Below are 24,435 nucleotides of genomic sequence, written 5' to 3' on the forward strand. Positions count from 1 at the left end.
GGTTGAACCTTTGAGATACGCCGTTCTGGCGCCCAGTCTGGTGGCGCTGCTCTCCCTCGCCGCCTGCGGAGCCGAGGAGCCCGCCGATCCGTCAGCGTCCGCCTCCGCATCATCCCCGGAGCATGCCTCCAAGGAGACGTTCAACCCGTGCGACGGGCTCGACATCGCCCCCGTGGAGCAGGCACTCGGCGCCCAACTCCGGGTCGAAACGGGCACCTCGGCGGCACCTCGCTGCGCTTTGCTCCCCGAAAAGTCGGGCGGGACTGCGTACGAACTGAACTACCTGCCCTTCAAGGGCACCCTCGCGGAAGCGTGGAAGACCATGGACGTGAAGTCCGGGGACGTCAGCGAGCCCGACATCAAGGGCGCCGATGACGCCCGGATGGTCAAGCAGCAGGGCGTCAACTCGTACGCCGTCACCGGCTTCGTCCAGAACGGCACCCTGATCCAGAGCTTCAACTCCGTCGACCTGGAGCCCTACGACGGCGACGCCATCGACCGCGCCGCCCAGGCCCTCCTCGAGCAGCTGAGCGCCAACGCCCCGTAGCCGGCTAGTGCTTCTTCGTCTCGCGCCAGGAGCGCTCGAAGGGGAGGCGCCAGGCGTGAGGGGCGATCAGCTGGTGGATCGAGTTGGGTCCCCAGGAGCCGGGAGCGTAGAGGCGCACGGGCGGAGGGTTTTCGAGGAGCGGCTGGGAGATCTCCCAGAGCGTCTCGATGCCCTCGGCGGTGGTGAAAAGGGTGTGATCGCCACGCATGGCGTCGTGGATGAGGCGTTCGTACGCCTCGAGGACGCCGGTCGAGGAGGTCGTCTCCTGGGTGGCGAACTGCATGGAGAGCTTCTCCAGCTTCATGCCGGGCCCGGGGCGCTTGCCGTAGAACGACAGTGACATCTTCGACTGGTCGGCGAGGTCGAAGGTGAGGTGGTCGGGGCCCTGGGTGCCGGCGCCGGAGTTGGCCGGGAACATCGTCAGCGGCGGCTCCTTGAACGCGATCGAGATGATCCGCGCGCCCTCGGCCAGCTTCTTGCCGGTGCGCAGGAAGAACGGCACGCCTGCCCAGCGCCAGTTGTCGATGATCACCTTCATCGCGATGAAGGTCTCGGTGTCGGAGTCGTCGGCGACCTCGTTCTTGCCGCGATAGCCGGAGTATTGACCACGCACCACGTTGCGCGGGTCCAGCGGCTGGATCGACCGGAAGACCTTGTTCTTCTCCTCGCCGATCGGGTCGGGAGCAAGCGAGGTCGGTGGCTCCATCGCCATGAACGCCAGCACCTGCATCAGGTGGGTCACGACCATGTCGCGGTAGGCGCCGGTGCTCTCGTAGAACGCGGTCCGTCCCTCCAGGCCCAGCGTCTCGGGGATGTCGATCTGGACGTGGTCGATGAAGTTGCGGTTCCAGATCGGCTCGAAGAGTCCGTTGGCGAATCGGAAGGCCAGGATGTTCTGCGCGGCCTCCTTGCCGAGGAAGTGGTCGATCCGGAAGATCTGCTCCTCGGAGAAGACCTCGTGGATCTTCGCGTTGAGCTCCTTGGCCGACTCGAGGTCGGTGCCGAAGGGCTTCTCCATGATGATCCGGGCGCGCTCGACGAGGTCGGCCTCCTCGAGCTGGCGGATCACGTCCTGGGCGGCCTTGGGCGGGACGCTGAGGTAGTGGAGGCGGCGCACGTCGCTGCCGAGCCCCTGGAGCTTCTTCTCGGCGAGCTTCACCGCGTCGGCGAGCGCGTGTGGGCCCTCCTTGGTCGAGACGTAGGAGAGCATCCCCCCGAACGCCTCCCAGCGCTCGTCGGTGATGTCCCCCTTGCCGAACTCCTCGCAAGCCTCACGAGCGAACTCCATGAACTGCTCGTCGGACATATCCTCCAGTGACGTGCCGACGATCTGGGCGTCCGTCATCAGCCCGGCCTCGTTGAGTCTGAGCAGGCCAGGCAGGAGTTTGCGGCGCGCCAAATCACCGGTCGCACCGAAGAGCACGATCACATGTGGCAGGGCTTTGTCGTCGATGGTCGCCATGATGAGTCCACGGTAGTCCTCGTCTTATGAACGATCCAATAGACAACGGCCGCCGTCTCAACGTGTCGCCGTCTTTTCACCTGTTTGATCATCTGGCGAGGGAAGCGCGCACCCGATCGGCCTTCAGACGCGCCTCGGCAGCCTCCCCGGCGACGTCGGATCGGACCGTGATCCCGCCGCCGGTGCCGATCTGCCAGGTGTGGGTGTCGTGAGTCGTCAGGGTCCGGATGACGACGCCCAGATCGGCGGGTCCGTCGCCGGAGATCCAGCCGAAAGCACCGGCGTACGCCGCCCTCGGCCCGCCCAGGTCCCGCTCGGCGCGCTCGATGACCTCCATCGTGCGCAGCTTGGGCGCGCCAGTCATCGACCCGGCGGGGAAGAGCCTGCGCAGCGCCTCGATCGTGGTGATCTCGTCCCGGAGACGGCCTCTGACCGTGCTGACGAGCTGGTGCACGCTCGGGTAGGACTCGACCTTCATCAGGTCCGGCACCTCCACCGTCCCCGGCTCGCAGACCATCGCCAGATCGTTGCGGAGCAGGTCGGTGATCATCAGGTTCTCGCTGCGGAGCTTGGGATCGGTACGCAGCAACTCCGCGTTGGCCGCATCCTCCACGTCGTTCGCGCCCCTCGGGGTCGTGCCCTTGATCGGCCTAGTCTCGATCACGCGGTTGGCGTCGATCAGAGCGTACCGCTCGGGGCTCGAGCTCAGCAGCCATGCCGCGTGGCCGGCGACGTCGTGCTGGAGGAAGCCGGCGTACGGGGCGGGGTTGATGCTCCTGAGCCGCAGGTAGGTCTCCACCGGGTCGGCCTCGGCGTAGACCGTGGTCCGGTAGGTCAGATTCGCCTCGTAGGTGTCCCCTGCGTGCAGTGCTTCCTGGACCTGGTCGAAGGCGGCGCGGTACGCCGGCGGTGTGGGATACCCGGTCGACCGGGTATCCCTGGACTGGGTGGGCGCTGAAACGCCCTTCAAGTCCATGAAATCCCCGTCAGGTTCGTGTTCGATGACCGTCAGGTGAGACGGCCGCAGCCAGACCGCATCCGGAACATCATCCGAGGGGACAGCGGGGAGATCGGGTCGGCAGGCGTAGCCGAGGTAGCCGAACCACTGCTCCCCCGGGCCGACCTCACGCTCCAGGACCTGCCAGATGTCGTCGCCGACGACCTCGGCGCGGCCCCCGGCGTGGCGCAGGACCTCACGGCGCGCGGCCGAGTAGGTCAGCGAGACGTCGTCGTCCTCCAGCCAGCCGATGAGGGACCGGGTGCCCGACCACTCGCGCGCGCCGCCGCCGTCGAGCCAGACGCAGCGAGGATGGGCGGCGGCGACCTCGGCGAAGAGGTCCTCGACGCTCATCGTGGCTCCGGTCGACCCAGGCTCTGCTGGTTCAAGAAGTTCGCGACCATCGCCGCCCCGTGCTGGGAGAGCACCGACTCGGGGTGGAACTGCACGCCCTCCAGCGGCAGCAGCCGATGACGTATGCCCATCACGACCCCGTCCTCGGAACGGGCCGTCACCTCCAGGACATCGGGGACCGAGACGGCCGCCAGGGAGTGATAGCGGACCGCCTCGACCGGCGACGGGATGCCCGCGAAGACCCCCCGCCCGTCGTGCGTCACCTGGGCCACCTCACCGTGGGCAGGCTCGATCCGGTCGATGACGCCACCGTAGGCGGTCACCAGCCCTTGCATCCCCAGGCAGACGCCGAGGACGGGCCGCCCCGCGTCGAGGAGTACGTCCCGCCCGACCGCGAAGTCCGCCGGATCGGCCGGGTGGCCGGGTCCGGGCGACAGGACCACGTGGGTGTATCCAGAGAGGTCCCCGAGCTTCACCTCGTCGTGCTCGACGACGTCGGGAATCTCCCCGTTGACCTGCGCGATCATGTGGACGAGGCTCCACACGTAGGAGTCGTGGTGGTCGACCACGACGACGTCGCTCATTGGGCGAGCAGATCGCTGACGACGTCGTGGATGAGGTCGTAGCCGCGCTCGGTGAGGACCGACTCCGCGTGGAACTGGATGCCGGCGTAGTGGGGCCCGGAGAGGGCGTGGATGTCACCCGTCTCGGGGTCGGCATCCACCGACACCCCGGCGGGCAGCTCCGCGGAACCCACCCGTCCGACGAAGGTGTTGTAGAAGCCGACGCGCTCGCGGCGCGGCCGCCCACCGAACCCGAGACCGACGCGGGTCTGGGTGCCCTGGAAGACGATGTCCTTGTAGTGCAGCCCGATCCCGAGCTGGTGGCACAGCGCCTGGTGGCCGAGGCAGACGGCGAGGAACGGCTGACCATTCTCCAGCAAAGAAGCCACCGCAGCGCGCAGCTTGGCCATCTTCGGATCAGTTCCGTCACGCGGGTCGCCCGGTCCGGGCCCGACGATGACGAGATCAGCACCCTCGAAGGCGCCGTCCTCGTAGTCCTCGTGCCGGACGACCGACGAGGTCATGCCGAGCACCCGAAGGACGTGGCGCAGCATGCGTACGAAGTCGTCCTCGCCGTCCAGGATCACGGCGTGCTTCCCGGCGAGGTGGGCCGAGGGCTCCTCGTCGCCCTGGTCGGTGAGCCAGAACGACGACAGCCGGCGGTTGCGGGCGGCCAGGGTCAGCAGCAGGTCCTCGTCGTTGACCAGCTCGGAGACGTCCTGGGCGAGCGCGGGCGCGGCCGGCACCAGCCCGAAGGCCGACAGGATCCCGCCAGCCTTGGCGTGGGTCTCCGCCACCTCATATACAGGGTCGGAGTCGCGCACCAGCGTCGCCCCGGCACTCACCTTCAGCCGGCCGTCGACAGACACGTCGGCAGTGCGGATCACGATCGGCGAATCGACCGTCGGCGCACCGGACTCGTCACGGCCGAGCAGCGCGAGAGCGGCGCCGTAGTAGCCACGGCCCTCCGGCTCGTACTTCTTGATCAGCCGGCATGCGTTCTCCACCGGCGAGCCGGTGACGGTGGCGGCGTACATCGTGTCGCGCAGGATCTCGCGCGGGTCGCGGGCCGAGCGGCCGGCAAGGAGGTATTCGGTGTGGATCAGCCGCGACATCGGCTTCAGGAACGGCCCGAGCACCTGGCCGCCCTGGTCGCAGATGTCGCACATCATCTTGAGCTCCTCGTCGACCACCATGAAGAGCTCGTAGACCTCCTTCTGATCCTTCAGGAAGTCGGTCAGCTGCCCCTTGAGGTCGTGGGCGATCTTCTCCGGGCTGCCCTCGAGGTCGCGCGGCAGCCGGAACGTACCGGAGATCGGGTTCATCCGGACGTCGCCGCCGTGGACGCTCACGTGCCGCTCCGGCGAGGCGCCGATGAGGTAGCGGTCGCCGGTGAAGAAGCAGTAGGTCCAGTACGCCCCGCGCTCGCGCTCCAGAAGACGACGCAGCACGGTGAGCGCGCGGTCGTGGTTCCAGTCGTCGAGCTGGGCGCGGTAGTGGCGGCCGATCACGAAGTTGGCGCCCTCGCCCTGGCCGATCTCGTCCTCGATGACGGTCTTGACCAGGTCGGCGTAGGTGTCGTCGTCCACGTCGAAACCACCGCGGTCCACGAACTCCACGGGGACGTCGGGAAGGGCCTCGATCACCTCGGCGACGGAGAACTCCCACTCGCGCTCCACGTCGACGACCACCAGCGGGGTGCCGTCGTCGTGGGCCTCGAAGCCCCGCTCGCTCACCTGCCGGAACGGCACCGCGAGCAGCCGGTCGGCGACCTTCCCCGGCTCCGGGGTGCCCTCCTCGAGAGGTACGTCGAGCAGCGACTCGACCACGGACCGCGTGCCCGCCAGCATGCCGACCGTGTCCCGGTCACCCGCCCGCGAGGAGCGTCGGATGATCGCCCACGCCTCGTGCCCCGTGATCTCCTCGATCGCGGTCCGGGCGGGGCTGTTGTCCGCCGAAGCGGAGCCCGAGGCAATGTGGCTTGTCATGGGATGAGCCTAATCCGCGCGCTGACGCGTGACCCATTCGATTCGGATGGTGGGCCCGTGCAACCCCACGGTGCCCCGAATCCGTTGACAGTGCGTGAGACGTTCCCAAGACGCCGAATTCGAGGCCTTCGTACGCCGCCACCGAGCTCCGCTCGTCGGCACTGCCCGGCTGCTGACCGCCGGCGACGCCCACCTGGCCGAGGATCTGGTCCAGTCGACCCTGGTCAAGGTCTATCTGGCCTGGGGGCGAGCGTCCCAGCATCCCGCTGCGTACGCTCGTCGCACCCTGGTCAACTGCCTGACCGACCACACCAGGCGCCCGTTCTTCCGGCGCGAGCACGGCGCGGCCTCGCTGCCCGAGGCACCGGTCGAAGATCCGGCGATGGTCGATCCCGAGCTGGTCGCGGCGCTGGCCGAGCTCCCGCCCCGCCAGCGCGCGGCCGTCGTACTCCGCCATGTCCACGACCTCTCCGTCGAGGAGGTCGCCGACGCACTCAGCTGCTCGACCGGAACCGTGAAGTCCCAGACCGCACGCGGCCTGGACAAGCTCCGGGCGCTGCTCACCCCCACCCAACTGACAGGAGACTCCCGATGAACGACGTGATCGACCGCCTCGCCCGCCTGACCCCGTCCCCGGTGACCACCGAAGATCCCGCTGCCGACCTCCGCCGTGGTCACAAGGCGCTCTCCCGGCGCCGGATCAAGCGCGCCGCTCTCGGCGGCGCCGCGCTGACCCTCGCGGTCGGTGGCGCCTTCGGCGGGATCGCGCTGACCTCCGGCAACGAGGTCGCGCCGATTGCGCAGGCTGGCGACAACGTACGTCTGGTCGACTACGACGGCACCCAGATGCCCGGCTTCACCGTGGCGAAGGTGCCCGAGGGGTTCGTGCTGCAGGGATCCGACCAGTACGTCCTCGCCGTCGCCCGTCCCGACGACGACACCACGGTCAGCGACTTCCGGGACAAGATCGTGGTGACCCTGGAGACGACGGCATCGGGAACCCAGGACCCGGCCAACACCACCGTCGGCGGCAAACCCGCCACCCTCGTCACCACCCCCGACGGCGCGACGATGCTCAAGTACGCCTACCGCGACTTCACCGTCGTCATCCAGATGTGGAGCACCATCCACCTCACCGACGAGCAGCTCGTCGAGTTCGCCGAGGGCGTCGAGGTCACCGCCGACGCCAAGCCGTCCCACGGCTGACTCCCATCCCGCCGCCCACCCGCGCAGCTAGGCTGCGCGGGTGGGCGTCAACGATCTGAGCAACGACGAGTTCGAGCGGCTCTACGGGCACTGGGCGACGCGCAGCCCGGCCGACGTGGCCGCCCTCTTCGAGGGCTATCCCGGCACCTGGTGGGTCGCGGGTGGTTGGGCGATCGAGGCATTCACCGGCGTACGTCGTGAGCACGAGGACACCGACACCTGCGTGCTCCGCAGTGATCTCGCCGTGCTGCGCAAGCATCTGGCGGGGCGCTTCGACGTATGGGCCGCAGGCACCACGGCGCTGCGTCCGCTACTCCCGGACGACGATCCCGACGGCGCCGCAGACGATGTCCTCTGGGAGACCGAGGGCCAAGTCTGGACGCGGCGGAGCGCTCAGGATCCGTGGGAGTACGACCTGCTACTCAACCCCGGCACCGCCGATGAGTGGGTCTATCGGCGTGAGGAGTCGATCCGGATGCCGATGTCCGAGGCGGTCTGGGAGCGCGACGGGATTCGTTATCTCCAGCCCGAAATCCAGCTCCTCTACAAGGCCCCAGGGCTCCGCGCGAAGGACCAGTTCGACTTCGACAACACAATGCCGCTGCTCGACGACCGCCGGCGTCGCTGGCTGCGGCGCGCGCTCGAGCAGACCTTGCCCGACCACTCCTGGATCACAGCCCTCTAGTCATCCCCGCCATCGCCGAGTCGGCGCGTTCTAACGCGCCGACTCGGCGATGGGTCGTCAGGAGACGGTGGTCAGCAGCTGGGTCGCGCGGGTGAGGACGACGTAGAGCGTGGCGCGGCCGGTGGCCGACTCGCGCTCGATCTCGTCGGGGCGGACCACGACGATGCCGTCGAACTCGAGGCCCTTGGTGTCCAGGCCGGTGAGGACGACGATGCGGTCCTCGCCGGAGGGCACCGAGGTCGGGTCGGCGGCAGAGGCGGCAGCGCTGGGCGCGTCGGCCGCGAACTCCGACCAGGACGCGAGCCACGCGTTAACGTCGGAGCGGCGCGCGACCGGGACCACGATGCCGACGGTGCCGCTGACCTGCGACGCGATCTCGCCGACCGCCTCCCGGGTGGCCTTCTCCAGGTCGACCGAGTGCTCGATGACCCGCGGCTCGACGCCGGTGGAGCGGACTGCGGTGGGCAGGTCGGCGTTGAGCCCGACCCGCTCGGCGTAGGCCGCGGCGAAGTCGTAGATCTCGGCCGAGTTGCGGTAGTTCGTGGACAGGTGGAACGCGTGGACCGGCTTGCCCTCAAGCGCCTTGGCGCGGGCTGCGTCGGCCTCCTCCGCCACCGGCCACGAGGACTGGGCGGGGTCGCCGACGATGGTCCACGAGGCCGTACGTCCCCTGCGACCGACCATCCGCCACTGCATCGGGGTGAGGTCCTGGGCCTCGTCGATGAGGATGTGGGCGAACGGGTCGTCGTCGATCCGGTACGTCGGCGGGCGCCAGCCCCGGCCCGAGGAGAACTCGCGGTCGGAGGCGGTCATCAGCTCGGCGATGTCGATGCCGCTCTGGTCGGCGTCCCGCTCATCGGCGACCTGCTCGGGGATGTCGCCGATCGCGTAGCGGAGCTCGTCGAGCAGCGGAATGTCCTCGATGGCCAGGTCGGCGTCGGTCAGGCCGCGACCGGCCCACGACTTGAGGAGCAGCTGCTGCTCGTCGTACGTCAGGACTCCCTCGGAGACGCGAGCGAGGAACTCCGGCTCGCGGAGCCAGCCGAGCACCTCACGCGCCTCCAGTGCCGGCCACCAGGCGGCGGCGAACTCCAGGAAGGCGGGGTTGTCGAGCATCTCGTCGTTGAAGACCTCGCGACCTCGCTCGCGGCCGCGCTCGCCGCGTACCTGACGCCAGAGGATGTCGAGAAGCATCTGAGGTACGCGACGCAGCTGCTGGTTGCGCCGACCCTGGCTCATCAGCTGTCGCCGCAGCTCACCGAGGCGCTTGCCGTCCAGCCGCAGCGAGTCGTCGCGGTAGAAGACCTTGAACTCGCGCGGGGAGCCCGGCGCCTGCTGGCGCGAGGCACGGCGCAGCACCTCGGCCATCCGTACCGAGCCCTTCACGTCGGCGACGGCGGGGTCGTTGTGCCAGGTCGCGCGTACGCCGTCCACGACCTCACCCAGCGAGCGCAGCGCCACCGCGGTCTCACCGAGGCTCGGCAGGACGCGTTCGATGTAGCGCATGAAGACGCCCGACGGCCCGACGATGAGCACGCCACCGGACTCGTAGCGCCGACGCTCGGTATAGAGCAGGTAGGCGGCCCGGTGGAGAGCCACCACGGTCTTGCCCACGCCCGGACCACCGGAGATGGTCGTGACGCCCTTGCCGGGCGCGCGGATGGCCTTGTCCTGCTCGGCCTGGATGGTCGCGACGATGGAGTGCATCGTGCGGTCGCGGGCGCGGCTGAGCTGGGCGATCAGGGCGCCCTCGCCGACGATCGGCAGGTCGGCACCGGTGCGCTCCAGCGCCTCGGCGTCGAGCAGCTCGTCCTCGACACCGATGACGCTCTGCCCCTCGGACCGGAGCACCCGCCGCCGGATCACCGACCGCGGCTCGACCGCCGTGGCCTGGTAGAACACCGCGGCCGCCGGCGCTCGCCAGTCGATCAGCAGCGAGTCACGCTCGGCGTCGCGCAGACCGATGCGGCCGACGTAGCGCGGCTCGGTGTCGACCGACGGATCGAGGTCGAGGCGGCCGAAGACCAGCCCCTCGTGGGCAGCGTCGAGCTGCGCGATGCGTCGCGCAGCCTGGAAGGCGAACGCGTCGCGCTCCACCAGACCGCCCTCATGCCCCAGGGCCCCACGTTCGCGGCCCTCGTTGGCCAGCTCGTGCGCAGCGCGCGCCGACTCCCCCAGCTGGAGGTAGACACGATCTACGAACCCCTGCTCCTGAGCGATCTCGCGCTCAGCCAGCTTGTCGTTCAACTGGATGTTCCCCCGTCACAAAGATTCACACCCGCCGTGCGCCCCCCATGGCGCACGGCAAGGAGACAACTCTACCCCCGACGTGGTGCTACGGGGGCAGCGGTGCCGCCAGTCGACCACCGTGGCGAACCGGCTAGCCGCCGACCCAGCCCTCGACGTGGTCGATGACCGCCAGGTTGATCTCGATCGTGCCGTCGGCGGGGACGTACGGCGATCCGTCCTTGTGCAGCGCCCGCAACGTGATCTTGTGTTTCCCCGGTCCGCCGAGCACGACCGACTCAGCACCGTTGCCGTGGTAGTTCGCCCGCGGCTCGGTGCACCAGCCGGCGCTCTCCTGGTCCCATCCATCGGCCGACATGTAGACGTGCAGATCGCCCGGAATCTCGAAGTCGCAACCGAACTCCACCCGAAAGTTGTCGAGCGTGGTGGTGAACTCGATCGTGTGGCCGGCCGGGTCGAGCAGCTCACGTGCGTCCGCGCTCTCCCAACGAGCGACGACCTCGCTGCCGTCCGGCGTCGCCGTCGGAGGCGCAACGGACACCTCCGGCTCCGGCGACCATACGAAGCCTTCGTCATCGCCGCCAAAGGGGTTGATCACCCAGAGGACCCCGGCGACCACGACCAGGAAAACCGCGCCCGACAGGACCTTGACCATCTCTACTTCCTTCCAAGGAGGAAGCGGAGCCTAGCCTCGCGCACACTCTCGGGCGCCGGAATTTCCACAAGTCACAGTCGCCTCGCTTGCACTACTTCTTGCGGCTCAGGAAAGCCGTCATCGCCTCGCGGGCCTCGTCGGAGCCGAAGAGGCGGGCAGAGAGCGCGGCCATCTCCTCACCTCCGGCGTCGATGTGCTCGACCAGGCCGCGGACCATGAGGCGCTTGGTCTCGCGCAGGCCCTGGGGGGAGCCCTCGAGCAGGGAGGCGGTGATGGCGGCGACCTCGTCGTCGAGCGAGGCGGCGGGGACGGCGGCGGTCAGGATGCCGATGCGGGCCGCCTCGGCAGCGTCGAACTTGTCGCCGGTGAGGAAGTAGCGGGAGGCGGCGCGGGCGTCGATCCGGGGCAGGATCGAGAGGGAGATCGCGGCGGGGGCCAGGCCGAGCCGGACCTCGGTGAGCGCGAACGAGACGGTGTCGGCGGCGATCGCGATGTCGGCGGCGGCGACGAGCCCGAGACCACCGGCGCGTACGGGTCCCTGGACCTTCGCCACGACGGGCTTGGTCAGGGCGACGATGGTGCGCTGGAGACGTACGATCCCGCGGGTCCCTTCCTCCATCGGCACCGTCGCGGCCTCGGAAAGGTCGGCGCCGGAGCAGAAGACGGTGCCCGTGGCCTGGAGCACGACAGCCTTGACGGAGGTGTCCTTGTCGGCGGCGTGCAGCGCCTCGAACAGCTCGGTGACCAACTGGCGGGAGAGCGCGTTGCGGTTGGCCGGCGAGTCGAGGGTGATGGTGGCGACACCATCGGCGACGTCGAGGTGGACGAGTTCAGCAGTGGTTTCAGGCGACTCAGTCATGGGGCAGACCTTAGAGCGTGTTCGGGAATCCGGCGTCGAGTCGGGCGTTGTCCAGTGCGTGCGATCGCAAGGCGGAGGAGGGAGGCGGCCCGGTGTTGGCCGTCGACCGACGACAACGCCGCGAGCGCGCGTACTGGGCGGCGCCCGGCCGGCGCATCCGGGTTCCCGAATGCGCTCTCAGGGTGCTTGACTGGAGGGGTGGACGCGGTCCTCGATGCGTTTTCCGCCATCCCCCGGGAGGGCTTCCTTCCTCCCGAGGAGCGGGGCTTCGCGGGCTTCGACGAGCCGCTTCCCATCGGCCACGGGCAGACCAACTCGCAGCCGCGGACGGTGGCGGACATGCTCCATCTTCTCGAGGTCGCACCAGGTGACAAGGTGCTCGACGTCGGCTCCGGATCGGGCTGGACCACCGCGCTGCTCGCCCACCTGACCGGTCCTGAGGGCAGCGTCATCGGGGTCGAGCTGGAGCCCTCCCTGGTCAGGTTCGGCCGCCGGAACCTGGCCGTGACCGACCAGCCGTGGGCCCGCATCGAGAAGGCGAAGCCCGGGGTCCTCGGGTGGCCAGGGGAGGCTGCGTACGATCGCATCCTCGTCTCCGCCGAGGCCGAGGCCCTGCCGCGCGAGCTGATGGACCAGCTCGCCGCGCCCGGGCGGATGGTGGTCCCGGTCGCCGGCCTGATGATGCTGGTGGAGCGGAACGCGACGGGCCCGGCGCGACTCAGCAGGCACGGCTGGTATCGCTTCGTGCCGTTGCGGAGGAAGCTCTAAGAGCTCGTACGCCGCTTCGACTCGTCCTCGTCGGGACGCGGCACCGCGCGCAGTTGGCCGGGCGGCACCGGAGGCGGTGGCTTGGTCGGCGGCAGCGGCCGGCTGAACTCGTCGTGGCGACGGATCCGACTCGCGGTCTTGCGGAGCCAGGAGGGGTCCATGACGATCTCGTGGCTGTCGCCGTCCGGACCGTCGAAGGTGACCGCGACCGTCTCGAAGCCCTTGTGACGCTGCATCAGGGCATAGCTCGCGTAGGCGCGGCGGTCGGCCTCGGTCAGCTCGACGTCGTCGGTGAAGAGAGTCAGCAGCGCGCGCGGCCACAGGTGACGGGCGAAGACGACGTTGACCTCGATCGAGATCACCACCATCAGCGCCGCGATGTAGAGGAAGGCGACCAGACCGAGGACCAGCGCGAAGGTCTGGTTCATGCCGCGGGTGGCGGCGAGCACGTGCTGGACGAACTCCGCGCCGGAGTACTGCAGCACCTGCCACAGCATCGCGAACGTGAACGCGCCCGGGAGGGCGTGCCCGAGGGCGTGGTCGCGGGTGGTGGCCATCCGGAAGACGACGCAGAGCATGCCGGTGACGATCACGACGGTGCCGAGGATCACCAGCCAGTAGCCGACATCGACCGCCTTGAAACCGAGGAAATCGGTGCGGCTCAGCAGCAGGGACAGCGCGGTCACCGAGAGGATGGCCAGTCCGCCGGCGGCGAGCATGAGCAGCGCCCGCACTCGCAGGAGGATCGGGTTGGGGCGGCTGTTGCGCGGCACCGACCAGGCGGTGTTCACAGCGTTCTGCAGCGAGAGGCCCAGGCCGAGCGCACCGTAGAGGGCGGTGATACCACCGATGACGATCGCGCCGGTCGAGCCGGTGAGCTCCTTGCGGCCGAGCTGGTCACCGATGATCGGGAACTGCGCCAGGGCGGTGTCGAGCACCGCCTCCTGCAGGCTCGGGTTGCCCTCCAGCACGAAACCGAGGATCGAGGAGGCGAGCAGCAGGATCGGGAAGACAGCCACGAAGGCGTAGTAGGTGATGATGGCGGCGAGGTTGTTGCCCTGGTCCTCGTAGAACTTGTAGACGACAGCCAGCGGGAACGCGACCGGCGGGAACCGGCGCTGAGCCCGATCCATTGCCGTCGCCGCTCCAGCCATAAGGGTCAGGCTAACCCCTGTTTGACCCGATAGATTGAACGTCGGCCAGGTCAGCAGGCCAGCACACTCGAGGAGATGACCCACCAGATGTCGAACTTCGGCCCGCCGCCCGGGCCGCCGCCAGGCGCACCGCAGGACCCCACTCGTGGACCGGGCGAGCAGCCCCAGGCCCCGCCGTGGGCACAGCAGTCGTACGTCCCCACCGGCCCTCCGCTGGCGACCTGGGGTCGCCGGGCCGGCGGTGCGCTGATCGACGCCGCCCTGCTGATTCCGTTCTATCTGGTCGCCGGCGTGGGCGGCGGGTTGTCGCAGGAGTCCGGCTTCTTCGTCACCATCTTCGGCCTCCTGGTCACCCTGGTCGGCTGGTTCGGGTTCATCGGCTTCGCCGTCTGGAACCACGTCCTCAAGCAGGGCCGCACCGGCTACACCATCGGCAAGGGCGTCCTCGGGATCAAGCTGGTCCGCAAAGAGCCACAGGCGACGACCGGCGTCCCGATGGCGTTGGTGCGGCAACTGCTCCACGTCCTCGACGCGTTCTGCTTCATCGGTTATCTGTGGCCCCTGTGGGACGACAAGCGTCAGACCTTCGCCGACAAGATCGTCGGGACGCTGGTCGTGGTGGAACCGCGGTCTTAGCCACAGTTGGCTCAGGGCGTGTGCGCTGACATTTACGTTGAGTTGTGGCCATACTCGGGCCCATGTCTAACTACGGCCCGCCTCCTGGCGCCCCGCAGGACCCCTCCGGCCAGCCCCTGCCGCCGACTCCCCCGCCCGCGCCGGCCTACGGCCAGCCCAGCGCTCCGCCGCCGCCTCCCGCGCAGGGCTACGGCGCGCCTGCCGCTCCCGGCTACGGCGCCGCCCCGGCCGGCTACGGCTATGGCGCCCCGACCCCGCCGTACGCCTCCTGGGGCGCACGCGCGGGTGCCTTCATCATCGACGGACTCGTCGGCGCGGTGGCCATGATCCCGTTCTGGATCGGCTACGGCCTGCTCATCGGCGGAGCCGCCGCGGGTGGTGTCTCGGAGTATGACCCGAACACCGGCATGTACACGGACGCCGGCGAGCCCAACGGGGCGCTCATGGCCATCGGCGGGCTCCTCATGTTCATCGGCTTCCTCGTGTCCCTGGCCTACCTGTTCTGGAACTACGGCCTGAAGCAGGGCAAGACGGGCTACTCGATCGGCAAGGGCGTCCTCGGCATCAAGGTCGTCAAGGAGGCCGACGGTCAGGTCCTCGGCACCTGGTTCTCGATCGGGCGCTTCTTCGTCCACTACCTCGACCAGCTCGCCTGCTACATCGGCTACCTGTGGCCGCTGTGGGACGACAAGCGTCAGACCTTCGCCGACAAGATCCTCAGCACCATCGTGATCATCGAGCCGAAGAAGTAGAGACAGACGTACGCAACAGGGCCGGTCGCTCCCGCGACCGGCCCTGTACTCATTTCGCCGTGCTCAGTAGGACTTCGGGAGTCCCAGGGTGTGCATGGCGATGTAGTTGAGAATCATCTCGCGGCTGACCGGGGCGATCCGGCCCAGGCGGGCGGCGACGAGCTGGTTGGCCAGGCCGTACTCGACCGTCAGGCCGTTGCCACCGTGGGTGTGGACCGCGGCATCGGTGGCGTTGCAGGCGACCTCGCCGGCGGCGTACTTGGCCATGTTGGCGTACTCCCCGGCACCGGCGTCGTCGCCGGCGTCGTAGAGCGCGGCGGCCTTCTGCCACAGCAGGCGAGCCTGCTCCAGCTCGATCTTGACCTTCGCGAGCGGGTGGGCGATGCCCTGGTGGGAGCCGATCGGGGCGTCCTTCCAGACCGACCGGGACCCGGCGTACTCGACCGCCTTTGCGAGCGCGAAGCGTGCCATCCCACAGGAGAGGGCGGCGCCCATGATGCGCTCGGGGTTGAGGCCGGCGAAGAGCTGCCAGATGCCGCCGTCCTCGTCGCCGACGAGGGCGTCGGCGGGGAGACGTACGTCGTCGATGAAGAGGGTGAACTGCTTCTCCGGCGCCTCCCAGGCCATCGGGATGACCTGCTTGGTGAAGCCCTCCGAGTCGGTCGGGACCACGAAGAGCGCGGGCTTGAGCTTGCCCGTCTTGGCATCCTCTGTCCGCGCGACGATGAGGACCGAGTCGGCCTCGTCGACACCGGAGATGAAGGTCTTCTGGCCGTTGAGCACCCAGCTGTCGCCGTCGCGCTTGGCGGTGGTGGTGATCTTGTGGGAGTTGGAGCCGGCGTCGGCCTCGGTGATCCCGAAGGCCATCAGCAGGCTCCCGTCGGCGATCGCGGGCAGCCAGCGCTTCTTCTGCTCGTCGGTGCCGCAGCGGCCGATGATGCTGCCGCAGATCGCCGGGCTGACGACCATCATCAGCAGCGGAGCGCCGGCGGTCGCGGCCTCCTCGAGCACGGCGGCCAAGTCGCTCATGCCACCGCCACCACCGCCGTACTCCTCGGCGATGTTGACGCCGAGGAACCCGTTGCGGCCCATCTCGAGCCACATCTCGGTCATCTTGCCGCCCTCGCGGGCCTGCTTGGCGACGAAGTCGTGGCCGTACTTGCCGGCCAGCTTCGCCACCGCCTCCCGCAGCGCGGTCCGCTCCTCGGGCTCAGTGAATGCGGTGGTGGTGGTCATGCTGTCTCCTCTACGACGGCCAGCACCTCGCCGGCGGCGACCTGGGTTCCTGGTTTGACGTTGATCTGAGTGAGTACGCCGTCGGTGGGCGCGGTCACCGTGTGCTGCATCTTCATCGCCTCCAGGACCAGCAGCGGCTGGCCCTCCGTGACGCTGCTGCCGGACTCGGCGAGCACGCTGACGACCGACCCCGGCATCGGCGCCAGCAGGCTTCCGGGCTGGGTCTGGGTAGCGGGGTCGGTGAACCTCGGACGCTTCCGCAGCGCGGTGTGGCCGAACGATGAGTCGACGTCGATCCGGTCGCCGTCGACGGCGATCTCATACGTCGTGCGCAGGCCGTCCTTCTCGAGCACAACCCCGTATTCGTAGGGCCCCGTCTGACCTGCATCGATGACCTCGAAGCCGTCGATGCGGTAGCCGTCGCGGGTGCCGTACCACTCCATGACGAGACCGTCCTCGGAGTCATCTTCGAAGACCGTCCGCTGTGGCTGGCTGGTGACGTTGCGCCAGGCAACCGGGAGCCCCGGGCGACGGGTCCCTTCGGCCAGCGCGACCGCCGCCGCGACGGCGGCACCAGGGTCGTCGACCGTTGAAAGAAGATTCTCTTTCGCGAGCAGAGCGGTGGTGACCTCGCCGCTGCGGAACGCCTCGGACCCGAGGATCCCGATCAGCTGCTCCCGGTTGGTCACCAGGCCGTGGATCTTGGCCGTACGCAGCACCCCGATGAGCCGCCGGATCGCCGCGTCGCGCGTGGGCGCGTGCACGATCACCTTCGCCAGCATCGCGTCGTAGAAGGTGCTGACCTCCGAGCCAGACGTGTAGCCGGCGTCGACCCGGGCGTCGCCGGGAAACTCGAGCGTCGTCAACGTCCCCGACTGCGGCTGATAGTCCGCGGAAGGATCCTCTGCATACAGCCGCACCTCGACCGCATGCCCGCTGGTTGAGCCGCCGGAGCCGCTAGGCGAAGGCGTGTCGAAACCAACACCTTCCGCCACCGCGATCTGCAGCTCCACCAGATCCACCCCATGAACCAGCTCGGTCACCGGGTGCTCCACCTGAAGCCGCGTGTTCATCTCCAGGAACCAGAACCGCTCCGAGGCGGCGTCGTAGAGGAACTCGACGGTCCCGGCGCCGCGGTAGTCGATCGCCGCGGCAGCGTTCCTGGCGGCCTCGTGGAGCGCCGACCGGACCGCATCCGGAAGCAGCGGAGCCGGGGACTCCTCGACGACCTTCTGGTGCCGACGCTGCACCGAGCAGTCGCGCTCGCCGAAGACCGCGACGTTGCCGGCGCCGTCGCCGACGACCTGGACCTCGACGTGGCGGCCGGCCTCGACGTACGGCTCCACGAAGACGGTCCCGTCCCCGAAGGCGGACGCGGCCTCGGCCTCGGCCTTGGCGATCTCGGCGCCGAGAGCTGCGAGCGAGCGGACGATCCGCATGCCGCGCCCACCCCCGCCTGCGGAGGCTTTGACCAGCAGGGGCAGGTCGGACTCGACCGGTGAAGCCGGCGCCTCAAGTACCGGAACCCCGGCGGCGGCCATGATCTTCTTGGCCTCGATCTTGGAGCCCATCTGCTCGATCGACTCGGGCGCGGGTCCGATCCAGACCAGACCGGCCGCCTCGACGGCGCGGGCGAAGTCGGCGTTCTCCGACAGGAACCCGTAGCCCGGGTGGATTGCATCGGCGCCGGCCACCTTGGCCGCCTCGATGATGAGGTCGGCGCGGAGGTAGGTCTCGGCGGGAGCGTTGCCCGGGAGACGTACGGCATGATCCGCCTCCGCCACGAACGGCAGGTCCGCGTCGGCGTCGGAGTGCACCGCGACGGTCTCGATGCCGAGCTTCCGGGCGGTGCGGAAGACGCGAGAGGCGATCTCGGCGCGGTTGGCGACGAGGATTCGACTGATGGTCATGGCACTCACATCCTGAAGACGCCGAAGTTCATGGCGCCTTCGATCGGTCGGGTGGCGATGGCGGAGAGGCAGAGGCCGAGGACGGTGCGGGTGTCGCGCGGGTCGATGACCCCGTCGTCATAGCCGAGGCCGCTCAGGAACATCGGCAGCGACTGCTCCTCGACCATCCCCTCGACCATCTCCTTGACGCCCTTGAACCCCTCGGCATCGAAGATCTCGCCCTTCTTCTCCGCGGACTCGCGGGCGACGATCTCCATCACGCCGGCGAGCTGGGCCGGTCCCATGACCGCGGACTTGGCCGAGGGCCAGGTGAACAGGAAGCGGGGGTCGTACGCACGCCCGTTCATGCCGTAGTTGCCGGCGCCGTAGCTCGCGCCCATGATCACGGTCAGGTGCGGGACGGTGGAGTTGGAGACCGCGTTGATCATCAGGGCGCCGTGCTTGATGATGCCGCCCTGCTCGTACTCCGTGCCGACCATGTAGCCGGTGGTGTTGTGCAGGAACAGCAGCGGGGTGTCCTTCTGGTTGGCGAGCTGGATGAACTGCGCCGCCTTCTGGGCCTCCTCGCTCATCAGTACGCCGCGGGCGTTGGCGAGGATGCCGATCTCGTAGCCGTGCAGCCGCGCCCAGCCGACGCAGAGGCTCGATCCGTAGAGCGGCTTGAACTCGTCGAACGCCACCTCGTTGTCGGGGCCGGTCCCGTCGACGATCCGCAGGATCGCCTCGCGCGGGTCGAAGGGCTCCTTGAGGTCGGTCGGGATCAGGTCGAGCAGGCCGTCGGGGTCGAGCTCGGGCTCGTAGCTCGCCTTCGGCTCGGGACCGTGCTTGCGCCAGTTGAGCCTGGCCACGACGCGCCGCGCCTGCCGGATGGCGTCGTGCTCGTCGACGGCGAGGAAGTCGGAGGAGCCGGAGATACGCGAGTGCATCTCGGCGCCGCCCAGCGACTCGTCGTCGGTGTCCTCGCCGGTGGCCATCTTGACCAGCGGCGGGCCGGCCAGGAAGACCTTCGCACCCTCCTTGACCATGATCACGTAGTCGCTCATGCCGGGGACGTACGCACCACCGGCCGTCGAGTTGCCGAAGACGACCGAGACGGTCGGCTGCTTGCGGGCGGACGACCGGGTGAGGTCGCGGAAGCCCTTGCCGCCGGGGATGAAGATGTCCTTCTGGGTGGGCAGGTCGGCGCCGCCGGACTCGGTCAGGTTGATCGTCGGAAGACCGTTCTTCTCCGCGATCTCGGCCGCCCGGAAGGAGCGCTTGAGGGAGTACGGGTTGAGCGCCCCGCCCTTCACCGTGGGGTCGTTGGCGACGATCATGCACTCGACGCCCTCGACCACACCGATGCCGGTGATGATCGAGCCACCGACCGGGAAGTCGCTGCCCCAGCCGATCAGTGGCTGGGTCTCCAGGAACGGGCTGCCCTCGTCCAGCAGCAGCTCGATCCGCTCGCGGGCGAGGAGCTTGCCGCGGGCCTTGTGGCGGGCGACGTACTTCTCGCCGCCTCCGGCCGCCGCCTTGGCGTGCTCCGCGTCGAGGGCCTCGATCTTCTCCAGGAGGGCTTCTCTGTTTCCGGTCATCGGTCCAGTCCCAACAGCTTGGCGGCCAGGTCCGTCATCACTTCGGTGGCTCCTCCTCCGATCGGCAGGATCCGGGCGTCGCGGTAGTGCCGCTCGACCTCGGTCCCGTGCATGTATCCCGTCCCGCCGTGGAGCTGGACGGCCTGGTCGACGACCCAGGTGCAGGCCTCGACCGCTGTCTGCTTGGCCAGCGCCGCCTCGGCGATCGTGGCCTGGGTCGACCCTTCGCGGTCGTAGCGCGCGACCACGGCGTGGGTGTAGGCCTTGGCCACCTCGACCTGCCGGTGCATCTCGACCAGCTTGTGGCGTACGACCTGACGCTTGATCAGGGGCTCGCCGAAGGTCTCGCGCTGGCGGCAGAAGTCGGCAGTGAGCGCCAGGCAGCGGGCGGCGGTGCCGTAGCCCTGTACGGCCAGGGCGATCCGCTCGGTCACGAATGCCTCGGCGATGTAGATGAAGCCGGCGTTCTCGTCGCCGACGAGGTTGGCTGCGGGGACGCGTACGTCCTCGAAGGCGAGCTCCGCGGTGTCGGAGCAGTGCCAGCCCATCTTGGCCAGCTTGCGGGTGACCGTGAATCCGGGAGTGTCCTTGTCGACCACGAGCAGACTGATGCCGCCGGCGCCCGGGCCACCGGTGCGGACCGCGGTGGTGACGAAGTCGGCGCGTACGCCGCTGGTGATGAACGTCTTGGCGCCGTTGACCACGAACTCGTCGCCGTCGCGGACCGCTGTGGTGCGCAGGTGGGAGACGTCGGAGCCGCCGTCGGGCTCGGTGATGGCGAGGCTGCCGATCTTCTCGCCGGCCAGCGTCGGCTTCACGTAGGTGTCGATGAGGTGGGGAGAGCCGTGCTTGGCGATGTGCGGCAGCGCGATCCCGTGGGTGAACAGGCCCGCGAGCAGGCCGGACGAGGCGCCCTCGGACATCATCCCCTCGGTGACCGCGACGGTGTCGGCCAGTCCGCCGCCCTCGCCGCCGGCCTCCTCGGGGAACCCGATCCCGAGCAGACCCTGCTTGGCGGCGGCCTTGTGGACCTCCCGCGGGATCTCCTGGTTGTCCTCCCATACCTGCAGGTCAGGGAAGACCTCACGGCGGGCGAACTCGGCGCCCAGCTGGAACATGTCGTTGCTCACAGAAGCTCCCCCGGGATGTCGACAAATCGGCTCCTGGCCCATTCGCCCAGACCCTTCGCCTGCGGATCGAACCGCGTCGAGGCGGCCACGCCCTCCCCGAGCAGGTCGTGGATGACGATGTTCACGCCACGCAGGTGAGGCAGCGGCGTTATGTCGATTGTCAGCTCTTCGGCCTCCGGCAACAGCTTCCGCACCCACCCCTGATTGACGGTGCGCAACAGCCACTCGACGGCCGCGTCCGGCTTCCCTTGCGGCACCCAGAGCCCGAGGTTGGCATCGCCACCTTTGTCCCCCGAGCGCGCATAGACCAGATCGCCGAGCGGCACAGAACGGAGCGAACCGACTGCCACTCCGAATGCCGGGGACGCGAACGTCTGCGGGCGCTGCGGCGACGGCTCGGCGTAGGCCAACGGGGCCGGGACCTCGTAGGTCGAGCCGTCGGGGAGGTGGACGGTCTCCGGGGCGCGGTCGCGCCGGACGTACGCAGGCTTGTAGATCCCGAACGGAGACGGCCGTCCCGGGGGCGCGGTGACGTGGAAGCCCGGGTAGGTGGCGAGCGCCAGCTCGATGGCCGGGGCGGTCAGCGCACGGCCGACCGCGTCGGCGTCCGCCGCCCGCGCGGAGAGCCGCAGGATGCAGGCGGCTCCCTCCTCGGTCGGCGAGTCGGGCGCGGGGATGCGGTAGGTCGACCAGGTGTAGTCCGGTCCGATCGGGAGCTCGGCGTCGAGCTGGTCACGCAGCCAGGTCGCCTTGGCGTCGATGTCGGGGCCGGTGAGCACGAACTCGACGGAGTTGCGGTAGCCGCCGAGCGAGTTGACCGCGACCTTGAGAGTCGCCGGCGGCGGGGTGCCGGTCACACCCGTGATCGCGACCCGGTCGATGCCAACCTCTTGGAGCCGGATCGAGGTGAGGTCGGTGGTGACGTCGGGGCCGAGGTAGAGCGGGCCCTGGATCTCGTAGAGCAGCTGCGCGGTGACCGTGTCGACGGTGACCGTGCCGCCGGTCTCGTCCTGCTTGGTGATGATCGAGGAGCCGTCGACGGCGATCTCGGCGACGGGGAAGCCCAGCGGCCGCGCCCGAGCCTGCGGTGACATGGTCAGGAACCCGGAGAAGTTGCCGCCGGTGGCCTGGGTGCCGCACTCGATCACGTGCCCGGCGACCACGGCGCCAGCGAGCTCGTCGTAGGAGTCGCGCTTCCAGCCGTGGTGGGCGATTGCCGGTCCGACGACGACCGACGCGTCGGTCACCCGGCCGGTGACGACGATGTCGGCGCCGGAGTCGAGCGCGTGCGCGATCCCGAAGGCACCGAGATAGGCGTTGGCGGTCAGAGCGTCGGGGTGGGAGTCGAGGCGGCCGCGGAGGTCGTCGCCGTCGACGTAGGCGACCTTCGCCCGGGTGCCGAGCGCCTCGATCGCCTGAGCGAGACCGGCGGGGTTGAGACCGCCGGCGTTGGCGACGATCTTGACGTCTCGCTGCAGGGCGAGGTCGAGGCTGTCGGCGACCTGGCGCAGGAAGGTCTTGGCGTAACCCGTCGTCGGGTCCTTGAGGGCGTCCTTGCCGAGGATGAGCATGGTGAGCTCGGCGAGGTAGTCGCCGGTGAGCACGTCGAGCCGACCGCCTTCGAGCATGTCGCGCATCGCCGAGAACCGGTCGCCGTAGAAGCCGGAGCAGTTGCCGATCGTGATCATCGCGCGTCCCCTTCCGGGGTGCGTCCGGAGCCCGCGGGGCCGGCGAACGCCTGGGCGATGCTCAACCACTTCTCGGCGTCGTCCCCGGTCGCCTCCAGCGCGGTGTCGTCGCGGTGGATGCGCTGGGTGACGAGGCGCGCGAAGTCGTACGCTGGGCCCCGGACGCTCTGCGCCGCATCCTCGGGCCCCCACTCCCAGACCTCACCGGACGGCGAAGTGAGCGAGACCCGGAACGGGTCGCTCGGCGGGGTCAGACCGTGGACGCCGTAGGAGAAGTCGCGGGTGCGGGTGCCGAGGTGGCAGACGTGCTTGATGCGGTCGCTGGGCTCGTAGGTGAGGCCGAGCGCCTCACGCACGTCCAGCCCGTGGGCCCAGGTCTCCATGAACCGCGCGGTCGCCATCGAGGCCGGCGACATCGGCGGCCCGAACCAGGGCAGCTTCTTCCCGTCCGGGACGTTCGCGAGCGCGCCGGCGAGCTCGCCGCGTACGCCGTCCCAGTGCTCCAACAGGTCCGTCGCCGGCATGGTGGCCATCGCCAGCGCGGCCTCGTCGACGTAGCCCTCGGGGTTCTTGAGCGCCTCGGTGACCAGCTCGTCCCAGGCGGTCGCGTCACCCGCGACCCACTCGGTCGCGGCGAGCGCGGCCTCGTCGGTCCAGGCCAGGTGGGCGATCTGGGCGGCGACGTCCCAGCCCGCGGCCGGCGTCGGCTCGCGCCAGCCCGCCTCGCTCAGGCCCGCCACCACCTGGCGTAGCTCGAACCCCTCCATGGAGAGGTCCTCGAGAAGTGAATCCAGCAGACTCATCGCAGCTCTCTTTCCAGAACCTCGGCCCAGTGGTCGAGGATCCGCTCGCGTCGGGCGGCGTCGTCGGTAATCGTGTCAGCCAGACCCAGGCCGCGGACCAGATCGAGCGTGGCCTGCACGAGCTCGCGCACCCCGGGCTTCTTCTCGTCCACGTCGAGCAGCTCGATCGTGGCCCGGTGGAGCTCGCGGCCGATGCGCTGCTCGAGCGGACCCACCGCCGCGGCCAGCTGCTCGTCGGTACGCGCCGCCACCCACAGCTCCAGGGCAGCGGCGAAGACCGGGGAGGTGACCTGCTCGGCGAGCATGGCGAGCACCTGTCGCGTACGCCGCCCGCCCTCCGGAAGCGCGCGGGCAGCCTCCTTCAGTGCCTCTCCGCGGGCCTCGGTGATGTGCTCGACCGCCGCCACGACCAGGTCGTTCTTGGCCGGGAAGTGGTGCAGCTGCGCCCCGCGGGAGACCCCGGCGCGCTGGGAGACGAGCGTGGTCGAGGTGCCGGCGAACCCGCGCTCGGCCAACAGCTCGACGGTGGCGTCGAGGAGGCGGGCCCGCATCGCGCGGGTGCGCTGTTCCTGGGGTACGCGGGTGGCCTGGCTCACAGACAGGCACTCTGCCGCGCCAGAAACAAACAGTCAACCCTGACTGTATATTTCTGAGATGGCGTCACGACAGGCGGAAGCGGAACGTCCGGAACCGCTCGTAACGTCGGTCCCATGGCTATCGCACGCAATCCTCAGTGGGTCATCGACTGTCCCGACACGGCAGCCTTGGCCGCCTTCTACGCACAGCTCCTCGGATGGGAGTCCAAGGTCGACGACGACGGTGGCTGGGCCAGCGCCTGGGGCGACGGCGGATCGCTGGACTTCCAGCGCGTCGACAACTACCAAGCTCCGCAGTGGCCCGGCCAGGACGTACCTCAGCAGACGCATCTCGACGTCACCGTCGACGACCTCGACCAGGCCGAGGCGGCGACCCTCGCCCTCGGCGCCACCAAGCACGAGGTCCAGCCCGGCGAGTCCTTCCGCGTCTTCCTCGATCCCGCCGGCCACCCGTTCTGCCTCTGCAAGGCCTGACGCCGAGTCGGCACAAATGGCGCGCCGAAAAGGCAGTTGTGGGTGACGAAACTCGATCATCCCAGTCGGGTACGAGGCGACGCTGCGTACCGCCGAGCGCATCGGGGGCGTGGCGGGTGGGCCCTGGGGCGAGGTCTTCGGCATGCCG

At 69.2% G+C, this 24,435-nt stretch carries 23 protein-coding genes; 8 read left to right on the forward strand and 15 right to left on the reverse strand.

From position 1 onward, the window contains the following. Window positions 1-10: 10 nt before the first annotated feature. Window positions 11-547, forward strand: a complete 537-nt coding sequence (locus tag AB0F44_RS12685) for a hypothetical protein (RefSeq protein WP_357355853.1) — start codon at window positions 11-13, stop codon at window positions 545-547. A gap of 4 nt (window positions 548-551) precedes the next feature. Here AB0F44_RS12685 and zwf read toward each other — a convergent pair whose 3' ends face one another. The 4 genes from zwf to AB0F44_RS12705 form a co-directional block, all read right to left on the reverse strand. Beyond that, a complete protein-coding gene (gene zwf, locus AB0F44_RS12690; protein ID WP_357355855.1) occupies window positions 552-2,009 on the reverse strand; it encodes a glucose-6-phosphate dehydrogenase in 1,458 nt (485 codons plus the stop codon). 88 nt (window positions 2,010-2,097) lie between these two features. Further along, on the reverse strand, window positions 2,098-3,360 hold the full coding sequence (locus AB0F44_RS12695) for an anthranilate synthase component I family protein (RefSeq protein ID WP_357355857.1): 1,263 nt from the start codon (window positions 3,358-3,360) through the stop codon (window positions 2,098-2,100). Then, window positions 3,357-3,944, reverse strand: a complete 588-nt coding sequence (locus tag AB0F44_RS12700) for an aminodeoxychorismate/anthranilate synthase component II (protein WP_357355859.1) — start codon at window positions 3,942-3,944, stop codon at window positions 3,357-3,359. Before AB0F44_RS12700 ends, AB0F44_RS12695 begins: the two co-directional genes overlap by 4 nt. Continuing rightward, the gene (locus tag AB0F44_RS12705) at window positions 3,941-5,911 is read right to left on the reverse strand and encodes an anthranilate synthase family protein (protein WP_357355861.1); all 1,971 of its coding nucleotides are present in this window, start codon (window positions 5,909-5,911) and stop codon (window positions 3,941-3,943) included. The genes AB0F44_RS12700 and AB0F44_RS12705 overlap by 4 nt, the downstream gene beginning before the upstream one ends. A 94-nt stretch (window positions 5,912-6,005) precedes the next feature. Here AB0F44_RS12705 and AB0F44_RS12710 point away from each other — a divergent pair, with 94 nt between their 5' ends. From AB0F44_RS12710 to AB0F44_RS12720, 3 genes are read left to right on the forward strand one after another with little or no spacing between them, the layout of a single operon-like run. After that, window positions 6,006-6,506 carry a SigE family RNA polymerase sigma factor gene (locus AB0F44_RS12710; RefSeq protein ID WP_357355863.1) on the forward strand — a complete coding sequence of 167 codons (501 nt, stop codon included), beginning with the start codon at window positions 6,006-6,008 and terminating at the stop codon, window positions 6,504-6,506. Further along, window positions 6,503-7,117 carry a hypothetical protein gene (locus AB0F44_RS12715; protein WP_357355865.1) on the forward strand — a complete coding sequence of 205 codons (615 nt, stop codon included), beginning with the start codon at window positions 6,503-6,505 and terminating at the stop codon, window positions 7,115-7,117. Before AB0F44_RS12710 ends, AB0F44_RS12715 begins: the two co-directional genes overlap by 4 nt. A 40-nt stretch (window positions 7,118-7,157) precedes the next feature. After that, complete coding sequence (locus AB0F44_RS12720; protein ID WP_357355867.1) at window positions 7,158-7,802, forward strand: hypothetical protein; 645 nt, start codon at window positions 7,158-7,160, stop codon at window positions 7,800-7,802. A 57-nt stretch (window positions 7,803-7,859) separates the two neighbouring features. On the opposite strand, the gene AB0F44_RS12725 is transcribed toward AB0F44_RS12720, so the two are convergent. The 3 genes from AB0F44_RS12725 to AB0F44_RS12735 all read right to left on the reverse strand — a co-directional run bounded on the left by AB0F44_RS12725 (window position 7,860) and on the right by AB0F44_RS12735 (window position 11,563). Beyond that, window positions 7,860-10,049 carry a UvrD-helicase domain-containing protein gene (locus AB0F44_RS12725; RefSeq protein WP_357355869.1) on the reverse strand — a complete coding sequence of 730 codons (2,190 nt, stop codon included), beginning with the start codon at window positions 10,047-10,049 and terminating at the stop codon, window positions 7,860-7,862. Between the two features lie 133 nt (window positions 10,050-10,182). Beyond that, entirely contained in the window at window positions 10,183-10,704 is a 522-nt protein-coding gene (locus tag AB0F44_RS12730; protein WP_357355871.1) for a hypothetical protein, read from the reverse strand. Window positions 10,705-10,795: 91 nt separating this feature from the next. Beyond that, entirely contained in the window at window positions 10,796-11,563 is a 768-nt protein-coding gene (locus tag AB0F44_RS12735; protein WP_357355873.1) for an enoyl-CoA hydratase family protein, read from the reverse strand. Between the two features lie 198 nt (window positions 11,564-11,761). Here AB0F44_RS12735 and AB0F44_RS12740 point away from each other — a divergent pair, with 198 nt between their 5' ends. Continuing rightward, window positions 11,762-12,331 (forward strand): protein-L-isoaspartate O-methyltransferase, encoded by a 570-nt coding sequence (locus AB0F44_RS12740; RefSeq protein WP_357355875.1) that lies wholly within the window; start codon window positions 11,762-11,764, stop codon window positions 12,329-12,331. Here the strand turns inward: AB0F44_RS12740 and AB0F44_RS12745 are convergent. Further along, window positions 12,328-13,464 (reverse strand): YihY/virulence factor BrkB family protein, encoded by a 1,137-nt coding sequence (locus AB0F44_RS12745; RefSeq protein ID WP_357355877.1) that lies wholly within the window; start codon window positions 13,462-13,464, stop codon window positions 12,328-12,330. The two genes, AB0F44_RS12740 and AB0F44_RS12745, sit on opposite strands and share 4 nt — an antisense overlap. Window positions 13,465-13,560: 96 nt before the next feature. Here AB0F44_RS12745 and AB0F44_RS12750 point away from each other — a divergent pair, with 96 nt between their 5' ends. Further along, the gene (locus tag AB0F44_RS12750) at window positions 13,561-14,121 is read left to right on the forward strand and encodes an RDD family protein (protein WP_357355879.1); all 561 of its coding nucleotides are present in this window, start codon (window positions 13,561-13,563) and stop codon (window positions 14,119-14,121) included. A gap of 62 nt (window positions 14,122-14,183) precedes the next feature. After that, window positions 14,184-14,873: an RDD family protein gene (locus AB0F44_RS12755; protein WP_357355881.1), complete on the forward strand. Its 690-nt coding sequence runs from the start codon at window positions 14,184-14,186 to the stop codon at window positions 14,871-14,873. Between the two features lie 63 nt (window positions 14,874-14,936). Here AB0F44_RS12755 and AB0F44_RS12760 read toward each other — a convergent pair whose 3' ends face one another. Genes AB0F44_RS12760 through AB0F44_RS12790 form a run of 7 tightly spaced genes read right to left on the reverse strand, consistent with a single transcriptional unit; the run spans window position 14,937 to window position 23,813 of the window. After that, complete coding sequence (locus AB0F44_RS12760) at window positions 14,937-16,109, reverse strand: acyl-CoA dehydrogenase family protein (protein WP_357355883.1); 1,173 nt, start codon at window positions 16,107-16,109, stop codon at window positions 14,937-14,939. Next, complete coding sequence (locus AB0F44_RS12765; protein ID WP_357355885.1) at window positions 16,106-18,019, reverse strand: biotin carboxylase N-terminal domain-containing protein; 1,914 nt, start codon at window positions 18,017-18,019, stop codon at window positions 16,106-16,108. The genes AB0F44_RS12760 and AB0F44_RS12765 overlap by 4 nt, the downstream gene beginning before the upstream one ends. A 5-nt stretch (window positions 18,020-18,024) precedes the next feature. Further along, on the reverse strand, window positions 18,025-19,596 hold the full coding sequence (locus AB0F44_RS12770; protein ID WP_357355887.1) for an acyl-CoA carboxylase subunit beta: 1,572 nt from the start codon (window positions 19,594-19,596) through the stop codon (window positions 18,025-18,027). Beyond that, window positions 19,593-20,726 carry an acyl-CoA dehydrogenase family protein gene (locus tag AB0F44_RS12775; RefSeq protein WP_357355889.1) on the reverse strand — a complete coding sequence of 378 codons (1,134 nt, stop codon included), beginning with the start codon at window positions 20,724-20,726 and terminating at the stop codon, window positions 19,593-19,595. The genes AB0F44_RS12770 and AB0F44_RS12775 overlap by 4 nt, the downstream gene beginning before the upstream one ends. Continuing rightward, on the reverse strand, window positions 20,723-22,414 hold the full coding sequence (locus AB0F44_RS12780) for an acyclic terpene utilization AtuA family protein (RefSeq protein WP_357355891.1): 1,692 nt from the start codon (window positions 22,412-22,414) through the stop codon (window positions 20,723-20,725). Before AB0F44_RS12780 ends, AB0F44_RS12775 begins: the two co-directional genes overlap by 4 nt. Continuing rightward, window positions 22,411-23,217: a TIGR03084 family metal-binding protein gene (locus AB0F44_RS12785; RefSeq protein ID WP_357355893.1), complete on the reverse strand. Its 807-nt coding sequence runs from the start codon at window positions 23,215-23,217 to the stop codon at window positions 22,411-22,413. The genes AB0F44_RS12780 and AB0F44_RS12785 overlap by 4 nt, the downstream gene beginning before the upstream one ends. Then, entirely contained in the window at window positions 23,214-23,813 is a 600-nt protein-coding gene (locus AB0F44_RS12790) for a TetR family transcriptional regulator (protein ID WP_357355895.1), read from the reverse strand. Before AB0F44_RS12790 ends, AB0F44_RS12785 begins: the two co-directional genes overlap by 4 nt. A gap of 114 nt (window positions 23,814-23,927) precedes the next feature. On the opposite strand from AB0F44_RS12790, the gene AB0F44_RS12795 reads away from it, so the two are divergent. Further along, the gene (locus tag AB0F44_RS12795; protein WP_357355897.1) at window positions 23,928-24,287 is read left to right on the forward strand and encodes a VOC family protein; all 360 of its coding nucleotides are present in this window, start codon (window positions 23,928-23,930) and stop codon (window positions 24,285-24,287) included. Window positions 24,288-24,435 lie beyond the last annotated feature (148 nt).

It is taken from the genome of Nocardioides sp. NPDC023903, assembly GCF_040639295.1.
Classification (GTDB): domain Bacteria; phylum Actinomycetota; class Actinomycetes; order Propionibacteriales; family Nocardioidaceae; genus Nocardioides.